We start from the raw sequence: 18,317 nt of genomic DNA, 5'->3' as shown, positions 1-18,317 counted from the left end.
TCCTTTCAATTTGTAGTGAACTACTTACTTTCTAAATCTTGCAATTAAAATAGCATCTTTTTTCAACAATCCTCCAATTACATATCGTTCATCAAAACTTTCCACAAAATTACGAAAGGATTGTGGAATTTTGATTTTTATATTTTGGCTCGTCTCAATACCCACATTTTTATCCATACAGACAGATTTTATTAATCTTAAAAAGTTTTTATCATCTATTACAGAAAGAAAATTGTCATAACACCTAATTACTTCCTTGTTATCAGAAAAAATAATCGGTATTTTACCGAGAGTTTTATTTAATTCATTTGCATTATCAGAAAAATCCTCTCTTAACATAAATATATTAGCAAAGAGTTCTATCACAAAATCTCTTTTCATTTTTTTACTAAGTTTTTCTTTGATAGTATTCTGAAATAAACACTCCGATAATCCCTGACGTAATTATGGAGGTGATGACAGTATTGATAAAATCCGTGTTAACAATAATATCCATTTTCAAATCCCTTTCTTTATTTAATTAATGGCGCTAATTCACTGTTATTTTAAGAAATCACCCTGAAAAAACTCAAAGTTTTCTAGAATACATAAAAGTACATTAAATAACTTTAAAAAATCTGTTTCAAAGAGTGGACGCTCCCATCGCCCATGACTAATCATATTCCTGTTAGGTTCTTCTAATGTAAAGTTGTTTGTATAACTAAAAAATTTGAATAACCAATGAAATAGACTAATATCAGTAAACGTCTTATTTACAATTTGATTATTTAATAAATCAACAGAAGATTTTCCAACAGGTATAATTTTTTTATTTGAAAATGGTTCTGAAAATCTGTTTAATGCACCATCAATAGCTATAGTAGCAAGTGTATAAGCAGCGTAATAATTTTGGCTTCTATAACTTTCGATCATAGAATCTATCAAGGGTTCTGAGTAATACGTTGAGTCTTTTAACTCTTGTATAAGCTCCTTATCTTCAAGATCTTCTTTTAATAGAGTTTGCCACTCCTTTATCAATTCTTCAAAATCTATAGTGCAGATTGTTCGATAGTCATCACTATAGCTATGGTAGATTACCCAACCTTCTTCAGCAAGTTTTTCAATATTTAAAGTGATTGCTTCTGATTCTGTTTCAGAATAAGGTTCATGGTATTCCTTTAAAAATTCTTTTAAACTTTCAGTAAAATTAAAAGCAGATTTCTCAAAAATATTGTGAATAGGCTCAAGGAACCGTCCAATATTATCTATTTGAGTTTTTAAAAGAATTGAACTAAATGCTGCTTCTGTTTCAGATAGAATTTTAAGATATCTTTGGTTATTTAAAATAGACGCGGCTGAGTTAATTTCTGTTAGAAAAGGTTTAGTGGTTTCAGCTATTTGTTTAGAAAAATTAAAACTGGATAAGGCAGCCTCAGTAGCTTTATTTACTTGTAGCATACTATTTTGAACCTCAATCAATCTTGAATGATTAAGTGTCTCATGAAAAACTCTAAGGGATTCTGTAAGATTATTATTTTGAACTGCGACTTTATCAATAGTCAATTTGTTTTTTTGAACTTCACTATGATTGTTTTCCATAGGGCTATTTCTTTCTATATGTCATGTTTTAATTATACCACTAAGTATTCAACATTCACGAGTTTTGTAATGATTAAAAAGAAATATTTTCATTAAAAATGTACAATTGAACGTATTAATACTTTTTACCAAAATGTACTTTGTAAATGATAATTATTAAGCACCTCTAAATAAAAAATGTACTTTATCCAACATTAAAATAAAGTACATTTTTTAGAGAGTATATATTAAGACTTAAACCCAGTTTTATCAAGAGTTAACTAAAGTACAAAAATTTTTAGTTTTAGCCTTAAGTTTACCACTCTTCATATGGTTTTCTTTTATCGGCATCAAAGCGGCATCTGTAAATGGTTTATTGGGCAATTCTATTTTACAAAGACTATCGCAACCATGTTAAACAGCAATGGGTTTGCAGTTTCTTTTTCTGGAGATAAGGGAATATTATCCCAGACTATTTTTTATATTTTAGTTAATCTGAGCTAGTAGTGATTGGTTAACCTGCCACAAATGATATCCTCATCAACAATTCTTTATATCTAGTAACTTTTGGATATAGGATATTCTCCCAAGATTTGCTTTTAATCTAGACCTATATTTTACAAGAGGATAAAGCGTTTGCAGTCTTCATATTCCTCAGAGATTTATAGTAGATAACTAATACTGTACCAAGCATAACAATAATAGATAGGAAGATATCGAAAATGAAGAACTCACCAAAAATCGCGTTGATTTGCTAAAACGTTATTATACCTCTTCCGCTTATACCCTGCCCAGCCTGCCAAGACAAGCAAAGTAAGGTTAAAGATGATAAAGAAAGTCGTAAAACCAAATAATCCATTCTGAGCTAAATCTTCCGTGTAAAGTTCGGTCTCTGTAAAGAACAGATAAATTCCATAGCCCTCCACGAAAATAAGAAAACTGACAAAGCCAATCAGGAAAAGTCCACTGGCAATAAGAAAGAGCCTCCATAAAAGAATGAGAATTCCTCCTACTGCTAAAAAAATTACTGGGATAAGGAGTAAATCATTCATGACTTGTTCCTTTCTAATCAATCGACTGACGGTAATGGGTGGCAAGGGATGAATCAAATTCCTCTAGCTTTTGAACTAAGTCCAAATACTCCTCTTTCTCATGATCTTCAAAGTCCACACCTCGATGATTCTGAAGCGCGATTTCCAATTGACTAGTGAGTTCTCGTTTGGAAAAGCTGTAATCCCCCGTCACTTCCTCATAATGTTCCTTTAGTTCCTTGTAGGCTTGGTATTCTTCAGGTGTTTGAAATCCCTGTACCAAAGCCTCTTCTAATTGATAATAGGTATCTTCCATCATAATTGTTACCTCGTTTCTTTCTTTCTATCTTTATTCTACCGCGCTTTTCTTTTCTTGTCCGCTATTTGTATCTATTTTTTAATCCAATTCAAAAGAAAGTTGTTCCTGCTTTTCTTTTCCTTTTTCATGGAATTGTCTTAAGGCTTGATCAATAATATCTAAATCCGTTTCTGTTTCAATCAATGGCGCGAGTACATCGTATTCGGCCTTTTTTGTTTGATAGTCCTCTTCCTTTGGAAAATTTTTCTCAATTTCAACTTTAGCAGTAGTCCATTTATCTTTTAATTCATCCAATAAGTTCTGAGTTTTCACTTGGTCATCTTTAATATGATCAATCGTATGCTGAAGCCTTTGAATTGTCCCCAAAGGAGAATACAAATCTAAACTGACAGAATACTGATTTTCTCCTACAATCTTAACAGAGAAGGTTTCAGGAAGAGGTTGATTTGTTGGAAGACTAAGCATTTTAATGTCAAATCCTCGATAGCTTGCTAGGGTTCGAAATTCTTTGCTGTCAGCTTGATTATGACGGATAAGACGGTGTAGAGATTCACCTGCTTCAGCTCGTTGCTCAAAAGCTTGCTTACCTACCGTCATAGAAAATGCCTGGTCTTTCGACATTTCAGACTGTTGAATGTCGCCTTCATACTTGCTTAATCGTTTTTCAAGAATGGGGATATTTTCTTCACAGTAAGAGATTGTATGACGATAGTGATCCTTGCTGCGTTGAAAGGCGCGTCTTTGATTTTCTAATAGAGTTAGATCATTCTCTAGTTCCATCTTATATTTGAGATAAGGATTACCTGTTGCTAATGCCTTAAAATCAGAAGCCGTCATGGTCTGCTCATCAATATCTTCTGCAGCACGAATCGGCTCCTTAGAAGTCATAATCTGCTTAATATAACGGAGTTTGTTCTCCTGAGTTGCCCATAGATAATTATCAAACGAACCTTTAGTAATGTAGTGGTAAATATCCACTTCCTTGTTTTCATTTCCCTGTCGGATAATCCGTCCATTGCGTTGCTGAATGTCACTTGGTCTCCACGGTACATCCAGGTGGTGAACTGCTTTCATCTTGCTCTGAACATTTAAACCTGTTCCTCCTTTTTCAGTTGAGGCAAGGAGAATCCGCACCTCTCCTGCATTGACCTTTCGAGACAAACTATTCTTCTTTTCATCACTATTGGCATCATGTACAAAGGCAATTTCTTTACTAGGGATTCCTCTATCAACTAATAAAGACTTTATTTCAGAATAGACATCAAAGCCATTATCCTTTTTCTTAGGTGTCCCAATATCTGAAAAAATCATCTGAGTAGCCTTATTTTCCATTCCCTCACGATAAATTCTCTCAACATTATCCACTACCTGAAGCAGTTTATGATTGTCTGCTAGATTATAGCTAGAGTCCAATAAACGCATATCAATAGCTAGTTTTCGTGCCTCACCCGTAATTTTTAACATGTTATCCTGGCTTGGATCAACTGTTCCACATTTAACCGCATCTGACCTCATAACTAATTCTTCTAAATAGAGTTTCTGGTTTTCAGTTAACTCACTCTCAATAGGGATAATATGGGCTTCTGGAACAGGTAAATCCAACATATCTTGTGTTTGAATGTCGGCTGTTTCTTTATAGATTTTCATCAACTCAGGTAGATTGACAAACTTTTTAAATCGTTTCTTAGGTTGGTACTTATCCCCTGTAGGAGCTAATTCCATAGAGTTTTGAATTTCTCCAAAAGCACCTACCCAAGAGTCAAAATAATCAACTTGATAGCGTTTTAAGATATCTGGTTGAATATAGTTCATCATAGTATATAACTCACTAATAGAATTGGAAACAGGTGTTCCTGTCGCAAAGACAATATTTTTAAAATCATGTTCTTCCTGAATCTGTCGAACCTTCATTTCCATATCCACGTTCTTCTTAGAGGTTGTATTGGTAATACCTGCTACATTCCCAAGTCCAGTAATTGGACGAATATTCTTAAAGTGATGTGCTTCATCCACAAAGAGAAAATCAATCCCTAGGTTCTCAAAATCAATAAAACTATCACGATTGAAGCGTTGCAGTTCTTCCAATTGTCTCTCTAAACCACTTATTGATTGTTCCGCTTCTTTAACAGTATACTTATTTTCAGAATGTGTTTTAATCTCTCGTAATTCATTGAGTTTATCCTCTATATAGTTCATCTGTCTTTCCTTACTGACAGGGATTTTTTCAAATTGAGAATCCCCAATGACAATGGCATCGTAATCTCCTGTAATAATACGTGACACAAATTGTTTTCTTCTCGCCTTCACAAAATCTTTCTTAGTGGTCACAAAAACCTTTTTAGTAGGGAAAAATTTCATGATTTCTTGGCCAAATTGAGCAGACAAACTAGAGGGCACTACGTACAAGGGCTTATGAACCATCCCCAACTCCTTTAATTTAAACCCAGCACCAAGCATGGTCAAGGTCTTTCCTGAACCTACCTCATGAGCTAACAAGGCTCTTTTTTCTTCTACGATTCTTTGAATGGCATTCTCTTGGTGAGGACGAAGACTAATGTTTTGAGCCAAGCCATCAATAACTAAATGGCTACCGTCATACTCTCGACTAACCGTCCGATTATAAAGACGATTATAGCCTTCTTCAATGACTTGTTGGACTTCGGGATAACGTGAGACAAATTCTTGAAAGAGCTCTTGTAAATGCTGCTCTTTTGCTCTTAAAACAGAGGTTTTTTCCAAATCTGTGATAGTCTTTTTCTTTTCTCCCTCCGTAACAGTCATAGTAATCGTCGGTTGGTTCGAATTAAGTAAATTCTCAAAGATCTTTCTTCCTGTATCATAACGTGACCCACTAACTCCAAGACTACTATCTTTGGCGCTTGGATAGCGATAAGCAAATGATGTCCTTAAATGAACCTGCCCATCGACAGGATTCACTTCAATAACTTGTTCTACATCTGGCGAAGACAATTCAAATTCACGATTGGTAAAACATTCAAAGGCAAATTTACCATAAACGGATTGAGGAATCCAACGTGACCCTATTTTAAACTCAATATCTGCCAGATGAATCCGTGGAGGGCGAACAGATTCTAACAAATCTAAAGCATGGGACCAGTCACAATCTTGATTGTTTTCTTCTACTAATAGTTGAACTACTTCTATCTTGTTGAGAATATCTCCTGACAAAAACTGGTTCTTAGAAAGATATTTTCTTTCCCCTCTTAAATAACTTTCTGGATCCATTAAAACCTGGTCACCTAACTCATCTAAAATAGCAGCTTGGCTATGTTCAGGGTAAATTGATACCATATAGTCTAAATCAACCCCTCTACCATCCGATAAACTGGAGTTTAAGGCATCTAGAGCCGTTGAAACTCTTGCAATCACTCTCTCTGGCCTAACCAATGCTTTCTCAAAGGCTAAAGATTTTTTATATTTTACTTTCTGGTCTTTAGAATCAATATACTCATCTTCTAAACTAGCTAGTAGGGAATACTTGTCGTCACTATCAAATAAGTTCCGATTGACTGAGGCATTCAAGTATCCAAATTGACTTACAAAGCGGTCATAGTCATGATTGAGTTTACTAAGTAATACCTGAAAATCTGTCCGATTATAATCTGGATGACGTTGAATTTCAATTAAGGCTTGATAGGTCTCTCTCAAATCAACCATGCCCTTAATGCGACTAATGTCCTTATCCGATAAGGGGCTTTCATAAAAGACAGTTTTTTTGAACAGTCCCTTATATTTCCCTCTTTTACTCGCTTCTTCTGACTTGTATACATCTAGTGCTTCCTCATCTGTCAAATGAAGTTGCACGAATCGGTCTATTTTATGTTCAGACAAAGAACTGTCCCAAGCTTTAAAATCTCCCTTCTCATCTACATAATAACTAATTTCGTCTACTTTTGAACTTTTCCGAATGCCATGCGTATCTCGGTAATAAATTTGATTTCCCTCATATCCAAAAGAATAGAGCGCTAAGTTCTCACGTATACGACTTGGGATAGAATTATCCACTTCTTCTTGGATAAAAACAGGTGCTTTCAAAGAATTGTCAATTGGTTTAGGTGCTTCCACATTCTCTAATGATTCCATAATATCAGTAGCTAATGTTTCTGATACCCCCTTAACATTGAGGGTTCCTCCATTAAAATTACGTACTTCATATTCACCCAAAACTTGTGTGTTGTATTTCCCATCAAAATAAGGATTGATCCAGACACGCTTATCCTCCTCAAAGGGAATAGAACCACTAAAAACAAGTTCCTCTTCATTAAGATTCTTTGCTTGATCCTTTTGAAAGAAGAGGAGGTCTGTGGTCACTCGAGTACCTGCAATCTTTTTAAAAGCTGTATCCGGCAAACGAACTCCCCCTAAAAAATGAGTATTGGTTTTAATCTCTTGTAAAACATTATCTGTCCGCTTATCCATTGTCCCGATTGATGAGATAATCGACACTTGTCCTCCGTCTCTTACTAAATCAAGTGAGTGTTTGACAAAGTAGTCGTGAATCATATAAGGTTTATCATAGTTTTTATCGGCAATGCGAAAATTTCCAAATGGAACATTCGTTAAGACTAAATCAAAACTATTATTTTGATAGGGAACTTCTTCAAATCCTCGCACTTCAATATGGGTATTGGGGTGGAGTTGTTTTGCGATTGAGCCTGTCACACTGTCTAATTCAACCCCATATAGTTCTGATTTAGCTCGTATACTTCTAGGCATCGCCGCAAAGAAGTTCCCAGTCCCCATAGAAGGATCTAATATCCTTCCTCCCTCAAAACCATCATCCAGTAATTTTTGCCAAATCTGGCGAATAATCATTGGGTCTGTATAATAGGCTGTGAGAGAACTTTGTTTCATAGTGGAGTACTCTGATTTACTTACTAAACTCTTAAGAGTTAAACGTTCTGTTTCATACTTTGGATTGAGTTCATCGAAAAATTCATTGGCAAGACCGCCCCAGCCGACATACTTGGCTAGTAGTTCTTGTTCTTCTGGATTCGCTTGTCGTCCCTCTTTTTCTAATCTTTTAACAAGATCAATTGCGGCGATATTCGTTTCAATTTTTTCTCGATTTGTCTTAGGATAAAAGTCCTCTAAATCATCTGGAAAAACAAAATCTTGAACGGGGACATCCGTCTCTTCTATACCTGAAATTAAAGGTTTTGTTTCCTTATCCTTTTCCTTTTCCTTTTCCTTTTCATTATCCTCTTCCAGATAGGAAAACAAATCTATTTCCTGGCTTTCACTTGGTGATTCAATCTCAATCACTGAATCTTCTTTTTCAAGTTCTACCAGAGACAATACTTGTTCAATCTCTTCCAAACTGTTCAAGTATAAGATAGGATTCTCTTCAAATAACTGGTCGGAATCATTGAATAGCTCTAGGCGAACTAAGTCATTTAACTGTGCATTTTCAATCGAAACCAATTGAAATACTTGTCCTTTATAACTGACTTGTGAACCGATTGGATATTCAAGCAAAGCTTCTTCTACAATTTTATCTACTTTAGATAGGGAATGAACTTCCACATTTTCTTCTACCTGGTCAATATTATCTAAAGGTAAGACCGCTTCCGCTACTTGCTTAGACTTTTCGCTTTTAGCTTTTACTTCATCAAAATGAGTAATAATCTTCAGCTTTTGTGTCAGTGGGAGTTGTGTGTAGTTTTCTTCATGATGGACAAGATCCGTAACGGTATTTAAAGTAGCCATCAATTCTGAACCCAAATAGGCTAGAACATCTCCCTCTTTTTCTTCAAAATGAATCTCAAGAACCTCTTTTTCTAGTTCTTTGGAATCAACCATTAGAAGAAACTCCTCTATATCTCTACTAATGCGGTCAGATAGATTATTCGCAACCCGATAGACATTGACTAAATTGACATCCTGTTTCTGATGACATACAAGCTCACTTAATGGTGTTAGCTTCTCTTTTTCAGATTTGATGTAAAATCGAGTGGAAAGGTTATAGGTTGCGACTTCTAGCACCAAGTTTTTTTCAAAATTACTTAATTGAGATAATTTACTTAGACCCGCTTGCCCAAAATTTCTTGTGTAACTTTCTAAATCCTGGTCATTATTTTCAGAACTGGCCTCTAGGAAAGAAACAATATCTTGATGAAAAGAATAGACTTGAGGTATCTCTTCTATCTTGCCCTCTTCAGTCAAAAAACTCTCTACCAAGTCCTGCCATTTCTCATCAAAATGTTGCGCTTGATAACGAAGGAATAAGTCCATTTTCTCTCTATCTTTGGGAATTGTTCCACGAAACATAGCCAATAATTGCATTACTTCCATTACTTCCATACTCGCTCCTTTCATCTATACGAAAATAGGAGAATCACATGATTCCCCTACAACTCTATCTCCATTTCAACCTCTTGAGGACTGGTTTCTAAATCACTAGACAAAAGAGAAACGGCATCTGTTCTCATGTAGTAAGTATATAAGTCTTCTAGGTCTTGTTGGTTTTCAATCCCTGTTTCAATACTAATCAGAGCCTGTATAAATTCCTTGTAGTGACTCTCCATCATATCTGAAATCTTTTGTTTCATTTCCATAAATACTGATGACGGTTCCGTTAGACTTGTTTGGTCTATGTCTTGTAAATCCTTTTCTAAGGGATTGGTTCCTTCTTCTATTTCCACTAAATCTGAACGACCATCACCATCAGAATCTGCGCTAAGAGGATTGGTTCCTAGCGCCAATTCTTGAGCATCAGTTAATCCATCTTGATCCGAATCACGTTGATAAATGGCTTCCATATACTTCCTTCTTTCCTAGTTAATCTTTTTTCACTCCAATCCTATCAAATATTCCTTGAAAGAAGTATCACAACAAAAAAAGAGAACGAGCCAAAACTGCGTTCTCCTTAAAATGTAAAACATTACTATTAAAGTAAAAAAGACGACTTACAGAACCTGTAAGCCACCTAGTCAGTCGGTTTATTCTGGTGTCTACCACCGCTTGGCCCTTGAGATTTCAAAAACTCATAAATATGTTTTGCTCATTCAAACTCATCCCCACCAAACTGACTAATTGCTGGTAAAATAGTAGTCTGAAGTTGAATGACTTTTGGGAAATAAAATTGAGGATTGACATACACCAATTTTTCTTTCTTGTTCTTATACTTTTGATAAGAAACTTTCAAACCTGTATTATCTGGTGTTTCACCGATAACATCACCCGTTAGAACTCTTGTCCCCTCAATCGCACGGCCATTATGAATGGAATATAAGGTTAAGCGACTCCCATTCTCTCCTTTTCCGTTAGTGATAATAAAAAAGGAGGACTTCTACACTTTGGCGTAAAAAGTCCTCTTTTAGAAATGTATTCTTTTTCTATTATATTATTTAATAACGCATAAAAATTTTCCTAAACGAAATATCTTACTTTCACACGATAAAAGAAATTCACATACACTTATATTTTCTATTATCATGTCATGATATTTCATATTTTTATCTCCTTACATCTTTAAATCTCCTTTATTTTGATTTTTCAAATATGAGTATCACTATGGATATTTACAAATATATAACATTGTCAGCTATCGAATTTAAAAATTCTTGGTCATGTGAAACAATGAATATTATTTTCTTATCGCTTTTACATTCGTTGATCAGATGGGATATGTTCATCATATTGCAATAATCCATTCCACTAGTAGGCTCATCAAAAAACATAAGTTTAGATTTTTTACATAGTACAGATGCAATTGCTACCCTTTGCTTTTGTCCACCTGACAAGCTCATTGGATGACGATCTTTTGATTCATATAAATCAAGTTTTTTCAGAATATTTTCAACATAACTACTTTCAATATTTTTTATTCCAAGACCTACTTCACTTGCAATAGAATCGGTAAAAAGCTGATGATTAACATCCTGCATTACAAGGGATGATATTTTTAGCCTATCTGATTTTGAAAGTCTTTTGCCGTCCAAATAGATTTCATCCTTCGATTTTCTTTCTAAGCCTATAAGGCATCTGAGCAAAGTGGATTTACCAAGTCCGTTTGTTCCTACTATGCCGTAAATTTTTCCCATTTCAAAAGAGAGGTCTTTTAAATGCAATTTTTTATCTATGCCATTAAACTTAAATTCAATGTTTTTTACTTCTAAATTTCCCTTATTTTCATTTTCGGGTACTGTAAGTTTTACTCTATTCTTATTTCTTAAACCTAACTTCTTTAGCTTTTCAGACGGTATTTTCATAAAATCTATTTGAGTATATTCCTTTTGTATTTCCCCATCTTTAATCAAAAAAACTCTATCTACAATATCCATTAGATAAAATATTCTATGTTCTGAGATTATAAGAGTTTTACCCTTATCTTTAAGTTTTATAAGCATTTCTTTTATGATTAAAATGTTTTCTTCATCAAGATTTGATGAAGGCTCATCTAAAACAATGATTTCCGTTCCAGATATATAACTTGCAGCAATACATAAAATCTGCTTTTCTCCACCCGAAAGCTTAAAAATATCTCTATTTAAAAGATGTTCTATCGGAAACAAATCCAACATATCATTTAGTCTCTCATCCATTTGTTTTTTTGAAAGTCCTATATTCTCCAAATAGAGAAGTAATTCAAGAGTAGTATTTATATTGAAAAAGTGTGTCTTTGGATTTTGAAATACATTTGATACTAAGAGCGATATTTCGTATAATTCGAGGTTTTTAATATCTTTATTATCAATCCTGATGGTACCACCCATAGAAGCTCCATCATATCGTACAGCTAACCCATTGATAGAATTTATAATTGAAGATTTTCCGCTACCACTTTTCCCAGTAAATAATACACATTCGCCTTTTTTTACATCTAAAGAAATGTTTTTTAACACTTTAGGAGAATTTCCATAAGATAGAGATAAATTTTCAATTTCTACCATAAAGCTCCTCCTATAACCATAATCAGTATTGAAAGCACATAAACAAAATCAACTGTTTTCGATTTGACGGATATGTACCTAGTTTTTTTAACAGGATTTTCAATACATTTTGTTTCTGCTGCCTTTGCAATATCATCAGAAATATTAGAAGACATAACAAGTAAAGGCACAATTACATACTCGATGTATGAAATTGGATTTTTAAATGTAATACCCCTTATTTTCATAGCAAGTTTTATATTGTGACTTTCTTCCCTAAATGAAGGAAAAAACCTAAACATTACAGCAATTGGTATAGAAACAGTACGAGGTAAATTCATTTTATCCATTGAGGATATTACACTTCCTACATCCGATGTTTTTAAAAAAAAACTTCCCGCACTAAATGGAAGATAAAACATCTTACATACAGCAAATAGCATAAAAAACATCATTAAAATCGCATTCATATTTCTAATTACATCAAGATTAGGTATCAAAGAAAGAACCCCAAAAAATGATATGTTTTTTAAGGCTTCTTTCTTAAATCCATTCATTAAAAAAAGAAATGAAATAAGAAGCACAATTCCCCATTCAAAATAGGTATTTACTTTATAAAATACAGCAAATCCAAGTGAAAAACTTACTAAAATTTTACTAATTGGATTGGGATTATATGGATTGTCTAAAGAAACGAGCATTATACAATACCAGCTTTTTCGAAATGCTTTTTCAAAAAGACTTTACCGATATATGCGCCGAGTATCCCGCCGACAACAGCACCGATATATACTAATACCATACTTCGATAATTCAAAAGTGCTATGAGCTTCATTATATAATCGTGACCCATACCGCCTGTTTCCGCCAGTTTAATAACCTTGTCTTTAGCCAACAAAACTTGCATAAGGAAACCACAAATCCAAGTGTTGAATACGGCAAATGAGAGCATATTAAATTTAAATGATTTATATTCTCCTTTTTTTCTTAAAAGTTCCGCAATTGCCATACTGATTACAGCATGTATCAATATTACATATGTATTTCCCATTGCAATTGCTAAAAGACTACAAATCAACCCAAGTATAAATAATCCCCATGATTTTTGAACTTTTGCCATAAAGAGCATTATAACTATTCCTGTTATAATGCCTGCCAGTGTAGGGTATGCCAAGTATAAAATCGGTACAATACCAATCATTCCCGAAGCAAACATAAGTACAAAATATATTACTGTAAATACACCTATCGTAACTAAATCTTTAATTCTTAATTTTTCCATTTTTATATTTTCCTTCTAAATAAGTTTTCACTGAATATTTGATTTTCTAAGCATTGCTTTATAAAATTCCGAGCTTTTACAAAGTTCTTCATCTGTCCCTATCGCTTCTATTTTTCCGGCATTTAATAAAACGATTTTGTTTGCATTTCTTATTGTTCTTAATCTATGAGCAATAACAATTGCCGTTTTTTCTTTTATAAGTTCGGATAAAGCCTCTTGAATTAGACTTTCATTTTCAACATCCAGAGATGCTGTAGCCTCATCAAGCAATATGATTGGTGCGTCTTTTAGTATTGCCCTTGCTATTGAGATTCTTTGTCTTTCTCCGCCTGAAAGTTTTTGTCCGTTTTCACCTATTACTGTATCTATTCCATCCGGCATTTTGTCTATAAATTCATAACATCTTGCTATTTTAGCCGCTCTTATAATCTCTTCATCTGTAGCATCTTTTTTACCGATTTTTATATTATCTTTTATGCTTGAATTAAAAAGAGTAACATCTTGGAAAACGATAGAGAAATTTTTAAGGAGTGTTTCCGGATCAATTTTACCGATGTCCTCTCCCCCTATCAAAATCTTTCCTTTATCTATATCCCAAAATCTTGCAGCAAGCTTGGTGAGAGTTGTTTTTCCGCTTCCGCTTGAACCGATTAGCGCAGTGATTTCACCCTGCTTTGCAGTAAAGCTCACACAATTTATTACAGAATAATCATCATATCCGAAATAAACATCCTTGAACTCAATATCGTAATTTTTAATGTCAATATCTTTTTTGCCTTTTTGAACAGGCATGGTCTTTATTTCCTTTATTCTCCCTACAACCGCATCAAGCATAACTATCATTGACATAAAGGTGATTATTCCTTCTATAGGAAGATAAATACTTGCTGTAAGCATTAAAAATGCGATATAAACCAGCGCACTTACCTCCCCTGCCATAAGCATGTTGACGCCGATAACGGCAACACTTATAATTCCAAGCTTTAAAATTGCGGCAGCTATTCCTGTAAGTGTTCCGGCTACAACTTCACCTTTCGTCTTCTGTTTTGTGGATGCATTTAATTTTTTAAAAAAATCATTTAACATCCTATCTTCTAAGTTGTAAGATTTTATTTGCTCTATCTGCTCTATATTTTCCTGTAGATTATCAAAAACCTTACGATTATCATCTATCCAGCCTTGTACTATTTTTTTCTGACTTTTCTTTGATAAAAATATAATCAAAATAGAAATGGGAATTACCCAAAGGGCTGCAAGTGCAAGTTTCCAATTATAGAAGATAAGCATTAAAGCAATAATACTTGTGGATATAGCCGTTGAATATATATGAGGTACAGCATGAGAAAAAATTGTTTCATATAAGTTCATGTCATTCATCATGGTTTCCGCAAGGTCTGCCAAATCTCTTTTACCAAAATAAGAAAGAGGTAATTTCTTTAACTTTTCCGCTAACTCAATTCTTGAATTTGCACTCTCGTTGTACACATTGGTGTAAAGTCTTACATAATCCCACCTCGCTATTAAGAACATCACAATCATCATTACTACAATTAGTGCAATATAATGAATAGAAGTAAAATTGTAACTCTCAATACTTTTTAAAATGCCTATATACTGAAACAGAAACATAAAACCGATCATTGGTGCGAACAATTTAGTTAAATTAACAAGCGTGTGTGAAAATATGGCTTTTTTTAAGTTAAGAGCGCCTTTTTCTGACATCGCATATTTTTTCATAAAATAAGAAACCATATGTTTAACCTCCTATCTTCCAATTTACGGATTTTTGATATTCTTCCCAAAGTTTTTTGTAATGCCCACTCATACCGATTAAATCTGAATGCTTGCCTTCTTCTACAATTTTCCCCTTATCAATAACAAGAATTTTATCCGCATCTACTACTGTAGATAATCTATGAGCAATCATCAATGTTGTCTTGTTTTTTGATAGCTTCTTAAAAGACTCTTGAATCAAATGTTCATTTTCAGGATCTGCAAAGGCTGTAGCTTCATCTAAAATGATAATATCTGCATCTTTCAAAAAAGCTCTCGCTATAGAAATCCTTTGAGCCTCTCCTCCTGAAAAATATGTGCCTTTAGTTCCGTAAACAGTATCAAGTCCTTTATCTAAATTTTTAATAATATCTTTAGACCCTGAATTGATTAAGGCATTGTCAATTTCTTCATTAGTTGCATCAGGCTTTCCGATTAAAAGATTATCTCTTAAACTCATTTTAAATAGTTTAGAGTTTTGAAAAACAAAAGCAATTTTTCTCATTAAAGCCTCTTTTTCAAAATCTTTTATATTAATTCCTCCAATATAAATTTCACCTGTTTTAATATCGTAAAATCGTGCAGCAAGCCTTGCTATAGTAGTTTTACCACTGCCTGATGATCCGACTAAAGCAACTCGTTCTCCTTTATTCACCTTAAATGAAATATCGTCTAATACATTTTCATCTTCATAAGAAAAGCTTACATTTTTAAACTCTATCCCAACATCAGAACTTGTTTTATTTCCATAAACAAAATCATCAAACTCAAGTATATTTTCAATTTTATCTAAAGCAAGTTCTGCAAAATAACTGTATTGTGTAATCGTCGCAGTTCTCATAATAAAAGTAGCAAATGCCGGTCCTATTAGGAAGTAAATAACAGAATCTGCAACTACATTAGATAAGTTTCCATTAAATTTTATTAAGAGTAATGCCACAGGTACCAAGAAAAATGCCGTCGATGTAGAAACGGTTTCAAACCACGACATTTTATTCGTATAACTCATAGTAAGCTTAAGTACATTGTCTTTTGTTTTTATGATTAACGAATATAACTTATCAAAGCTCTCAACACTTTGTGCAAATGTTTTAACAACAGGAATTCCTCGAACATATTCCACAGTCTGAGAGGATAAATCGGAAAGTCCTGCATAATACTCATCCTTCATTTTTTTTGTTTCGGTTGTCATCATAGATGACATCAATGTCATACCGATAATCATCGGTATCATACTGGCAAGTCCTAACTTCCAGTTAAACACGAAGAAAAATACAAGCAGGACGATTGGCGATATAATGGTCATCGCCATATCAGGAAGTTGATGCGCTATAAAAGAATGGGTTTCAGACGCTCCGGACACAATTACATTTCTTATCCTTCCGCTTTCTTTGTCATCGAAATACCCAAGCGGTTTGTTTATTAGTTTTGTTACGGAAGTCTTAATAATGTTATCTTCCACTTCAAATGCAAAAATATGGGATAAAATTAAACCTATTAGGTATATAAAAAGCCCCAGAACGGCAAAGACTGCTGCATAAATTGAATTTTCCTTTACATAATCAAAATTCACCATCCCATTTAAAATTAAGTTATTTACAATTCTATGAATATATACCATAGGCATCAAAACCATGACACCTGATACAGCAGACATAACAATAGCAATATAGAGTAAAAAACTTTTTTCACCACCGTAAGCCATTAGTCTTTTCAGTATTGATTTCTTCTTATCCTTCACTGAACAACTCCTCCTTTTTTTAAAATTAGCAAACCCTATAAATAGCCTTTTTAGACTGATTTTAGAGGCTTGTTTTCAAACTCTTTTGCAATACGCATAGTTTTTCTTGTTTTTATTTATCATTTATTTTATAATAAATGAGGATTTCAATCAATTAGATATGGCTAAATAAGTCTATTCGGGATAATGTCTATTCGGGATAAAATATAAAGCACGGAGGTATAATATGAGTGATTTTTATAACTTTGTTAAAAACTTTTTTTCTACAGATGAATCTATCGATAATACAAAATACTCCACTGTAGGACATGAATTCCGTTTTAGCACGGATAATGCAGAAGGCATATATTGGTTTTACGAGGGCGATAATTTCACTATTGATATTTATGATGTTTTCATAAAAAAAGAAATTATCCATACAAGTTTTTCTGGTTTGAATAATTTCTATTCCCTTTATTTATCTTATTTAGTTACAGCAAACGGTGAATGTTTTAATCCTTATCAAAATCTTTCTTCAAATTCACTTTATACTATAAATACAAAAAATTCTAAAGACTTTAGGTTTATACTTCACAAAAACTCTCCTTATTTAGGAATCGGTATAAATTTCAATCAGTCCATGATAGAGCAATGCCTGTCCTCTTATAAGAATAAAGTCTGTAACTATGAAGATTTATTTTTTAATACCAGCATTATAATAAACAAGCCTTTAGAAAGAATCGCAAAAGATATCCTTAATTGCAAGATGGCATCTCCTGCTGCTGAAATCTTTTTTGAGTCAAAGGCAAAGGAATGGTTAAGTATTACAATAGACTCTTTTTTAAATAAGTACAGCAATCCACTATCTATTGCCGATGATGAGGCTTTGAAAAATGTCGCCAATTATATAGACGATCATTATGCAACATCTATCTCACAGGATACTTTAGAAAAAATATCCACTATGAGCGGCACAAAACTAAAAAAGTTATTTAAGCAAAAATATCAATGCACAATTACAGAATATACTCAAAGACGGAGAATGAATATGGCGGAATTACTCCTACTGAACTCTACCCTTAAAATTCAAGATATAGCAGAGGCTGTAGGATATTCCTCTCACAGTAAATTTAGTACATGCTTCAAAAAATATAAGGGATTTTATCCCAAAGACATAAAAAAATATGCGAAAAATAATCTTTCTGATTAAATACATAAGGATTTAACTTTGGGGACGGTTGAGTTAGACCTTATTGGATAATGTTAAAGTCATAATTGGTAAACCTAAATAAATTATACGTTTAGGTCTTGTTATTATCTTGTAAAATCAGTAAAGTAGCTAATTCTACTATTTTTAGGGAGTTAGTCACAAAGAAAATCAAACAGTTAGACTGACTGTTTGAGTATGAAAAAAGCAGATAAAAAATCCCTTGAGTAAATAACTTAGGGGATTTTAAAGGTTGGGATAGGGTATTGAAAAGCTCGTACAAAGTATAATAAAAATCCCCACCAAATTTTGAAAATCTATTGAAATGTATTGAAGTTTATTAGCAGAATACATAAGTGGAAAGCTTGATTTTAATACATTTAGAAGATTAATGAAAAAGAAATATCACACTTTCATTCTTATTAAAATCCTTATAACTGTATTTTGAATGATTTTCCCCAATCAAGCATCCCTCTCTCTTATAAAATATATACATTCAGTTGTATGAAATGTAATATTGTTCTTATCAGACTT

At 33.3% G+C, this 18,317-nt stretch carries 12 protein-coding genes and 1 pseudogene; 1 reads left to right on the top strand and 12 read right to left on the bottom strand.

All coding sequences use genetic code 11. The features are described from left to right. Positions 1–24 precede the first annotated feature (24 nt). The 12 genes and pseudogenes from EII37_RS11335 to EII37_RS03610 all read right to left on the bottom strand — a co-directional run bounded on the left by EII37_RS11335 (position 25) and on the right by EII37_RS03610 (position 16,597). Positions 25–366, bottom strand: a complete 342-nt coding sequence (locus EII37_RS11335) for a hypothetical protein (RefSeq protein WP_260424847.1) — start codon at positions 364–366, stop codon at positions 25–27. Between the two features lie 174 nt (positions 367–540). After that, the gene (locus tag EII37_RS03660; RefSeq protein ID WP_124787614.1) at positions 541–1,578 is read right to left on the bottom strand and encodes a hypothetical protein; all 1,038 of its coding nucleotides are present in this window, start codon (positions 1,576–1,578) and stop codon (positions 541–543) included. A 710-nt stretch (positions 1,579–2,288) separates the two neighbouring features. Next, positions 2,289–2,609: a DUF5966 family protein gene (locus EII37_RS03655; RefSeq protein WP_124787613.1), complete on the bottom strand. Its 321-nt coding sequence runs from the start codon at positions 2,607–2,609 to the stop codon at positions 2,289–2,291. Positions 2,610–2,622: 13 nt separating this feature from the next. After that, positions 2,623–2,907 (bottom strand): DUF5962 family protein, encoded by a 285-nt coding sequence (locus tag EII37_RS03650; protein WP_124787612.1) that lies wholly within the window; start codon positions 2,905–2,907, stop codon positions 2,623–2,625. 78 nt (positions 2,908–2,985) lie between these two features. After that, positions 2,986–9,222 (bottom strand): DEAD/DEAH box helicase family protein, encoded by a 6,237-nt coding sequence (locus EII37_RS03645; protein WP_185695948.1) that lies wholly within the window; start codon positions 9,220–9,222, stop codon positions 2,986–2,988. A 56-nt stretch (positions 9,223–9,278) separates the two neighbouring features. Next, entirely contained in the window at positions 9,279–9,689 is a 411-nt protein-coding gene (locus EII37_RS03640; protein WP_124787610.1) for a thrombospondin type 3 repeat-containing protein, read from the bottom strand. Between the two features lie 245 nt (positions 9,690–9,934). Next, a pseudogene (locus tag EII37_RS03635) lies at positions 9,935–10,204 on the bottom strand (CHAP domain-containing protein); the annotation flags it as partial. A 247-nt stretch (positions 10,205–10,451) separates the two neighbouring features. Beyond that, complete coding sequence (locus EII37_RS03630; RefSeq protein ID WP_048773348.1) at positions 10,452–11,822, bottom strand: ABC transporter ATP-binding protein; 1,371 nt, start codon at positions 11,820–11,822, stop codon at positions 10,452–10,454. Further along, positions 11,816–12,505: an energy-coupling factor transporter transmembrane component T gene (locus EII37_RS03625; RefSeq protein WP_221620932.1), complete on the bottom strand. Its 690-nt coding sequence runs from the start codon at positions 12,503–12,505 to the stop codon at positions 11,816–11,818. The genes EII37_RS03630 and EII37_RS03625 overlap by 7 nt, the downstream gene beginning before the upstream one ends. Further along, a complete protein-coding gene (locus tag EII37_RS03620) occupies positions 12,502–13,089 on the bottom strand; it encodes an MptD family putative ECF transporter S component (RefSeq protein WP_049510000.1) in 588 nt (195 codons plus the stop codon). Before EII37_RS03620 ends, EII37_RS03625 begins: the two co-directional genes overlap by 4 nt. 21 nt (positions 13,090–13,110) lie before the next feature. Then, positions 13,111–14,835: an ABC transporter ATP-binding protein gene (locus tag EII37_RS03615; RefSeq protein WP_124787608.1), complete on the bottom strand. Its 1,725-nt coding sequence runs from the start codon at positions 14,833–14,835 to the stop codon at positions 13,111–13,113. Positions 14,836–14,839: 4 nt separating this feature from the next. After that, a complete protein-coding gene (locus EII37_RS03610; RefSeq protein WP_049510003.1) occupies positions 14,840–16,597 on the bottom strand; it encodes an ABC transporter ATP-binding protein in 1,758 nt (585 codons plus the stop codon). A gap of 226 nt (positions 16,598–16,823) precedes the next feature. On the opposite strand from EII37_RS03610, the gene EII37_RS03605 reads away from it, so the two are divergent. Further along, a complete protein-coding gene (locus EII37_RS03605) occupies positions 16,824–17,786 on the top strand; it encodes an AraC family transcriptional regulator (RefSeq protein WP_049510005.1) in 963 nt (320 codons plus the stop codon). Positions 17,787–18,317: the final 531 nt, after the last annotated feature.

The organism is Streptococcus sp. OH4692_COT-348, assembly GCF_003859975.1.
GTDB lineage: Bacteria > Bacillota > Bacilli > Lactobacillales > Streptococcaceae > Streptococcus.
Note: the sequence above shows the minus strand (reverse complement) of the source record. Positions and strands in the feature narration are given on the sequence as shown.

Bases quoted from the DNA above. Each gene is read 5' to 3' on its own strand.
- EII37_RS03660 (WP_124787614.1), bottom strand. From the start codon at position 1,578: ATGGAAAACAATCATAGTGAAGTTCAAAAAAACAAATTGACTATTGAT.
- EII37_RS03655 (WP_124787613.1), bottom strand. From the start codon at position 2,609: ATGAATGATTTACTCCTTATCCCAGTAATTTTTTTAGCAGTAGGAGGA.
- EII37_RS03650 (WP_124787612.1), bottom strand. From the start codon at position 2,907: ATGATGGAAGATACCTATTATCAATTAGAAGAGGCTTTGGTACAGGGA.
- EII37_RS03645 (WP_185695948.1), bottom strand. From the start codon at position 9,222: ATGGAAGTAATGCAATTATTGGCTATGTTTCGTGGAACAATTCCCAAA.
- EII37_RS03640 (WP_124787610.1), bottom strand. From the start codon at position 9,689: ATGGAAGCCATTTATCAACGTGATTCGGATCAAGATGGATTAACTGAT.
- EII37_RS03630 (WP_048773348.1), bottom strand. From the start codon at position 11,822: ATGGTAGAAATTGAAAATTTATCTCTATCTTATGGAAATTCTCCTAAA.
- EII37_RS03615 (WP_124787608.1), bottom strand. From the start codon at position 14,835: ATGGTTTCTTATTTTATGAAAAAATATGCGATGTCAGAAAAAGGCGCT.
- EII37_RS03605 (WP_049510005.1), top strand. From the start codon at position 16,824: ATGAGTGATTTTTATAACTTTGTTAAAAACTTTTTTTCTACAGATGAA.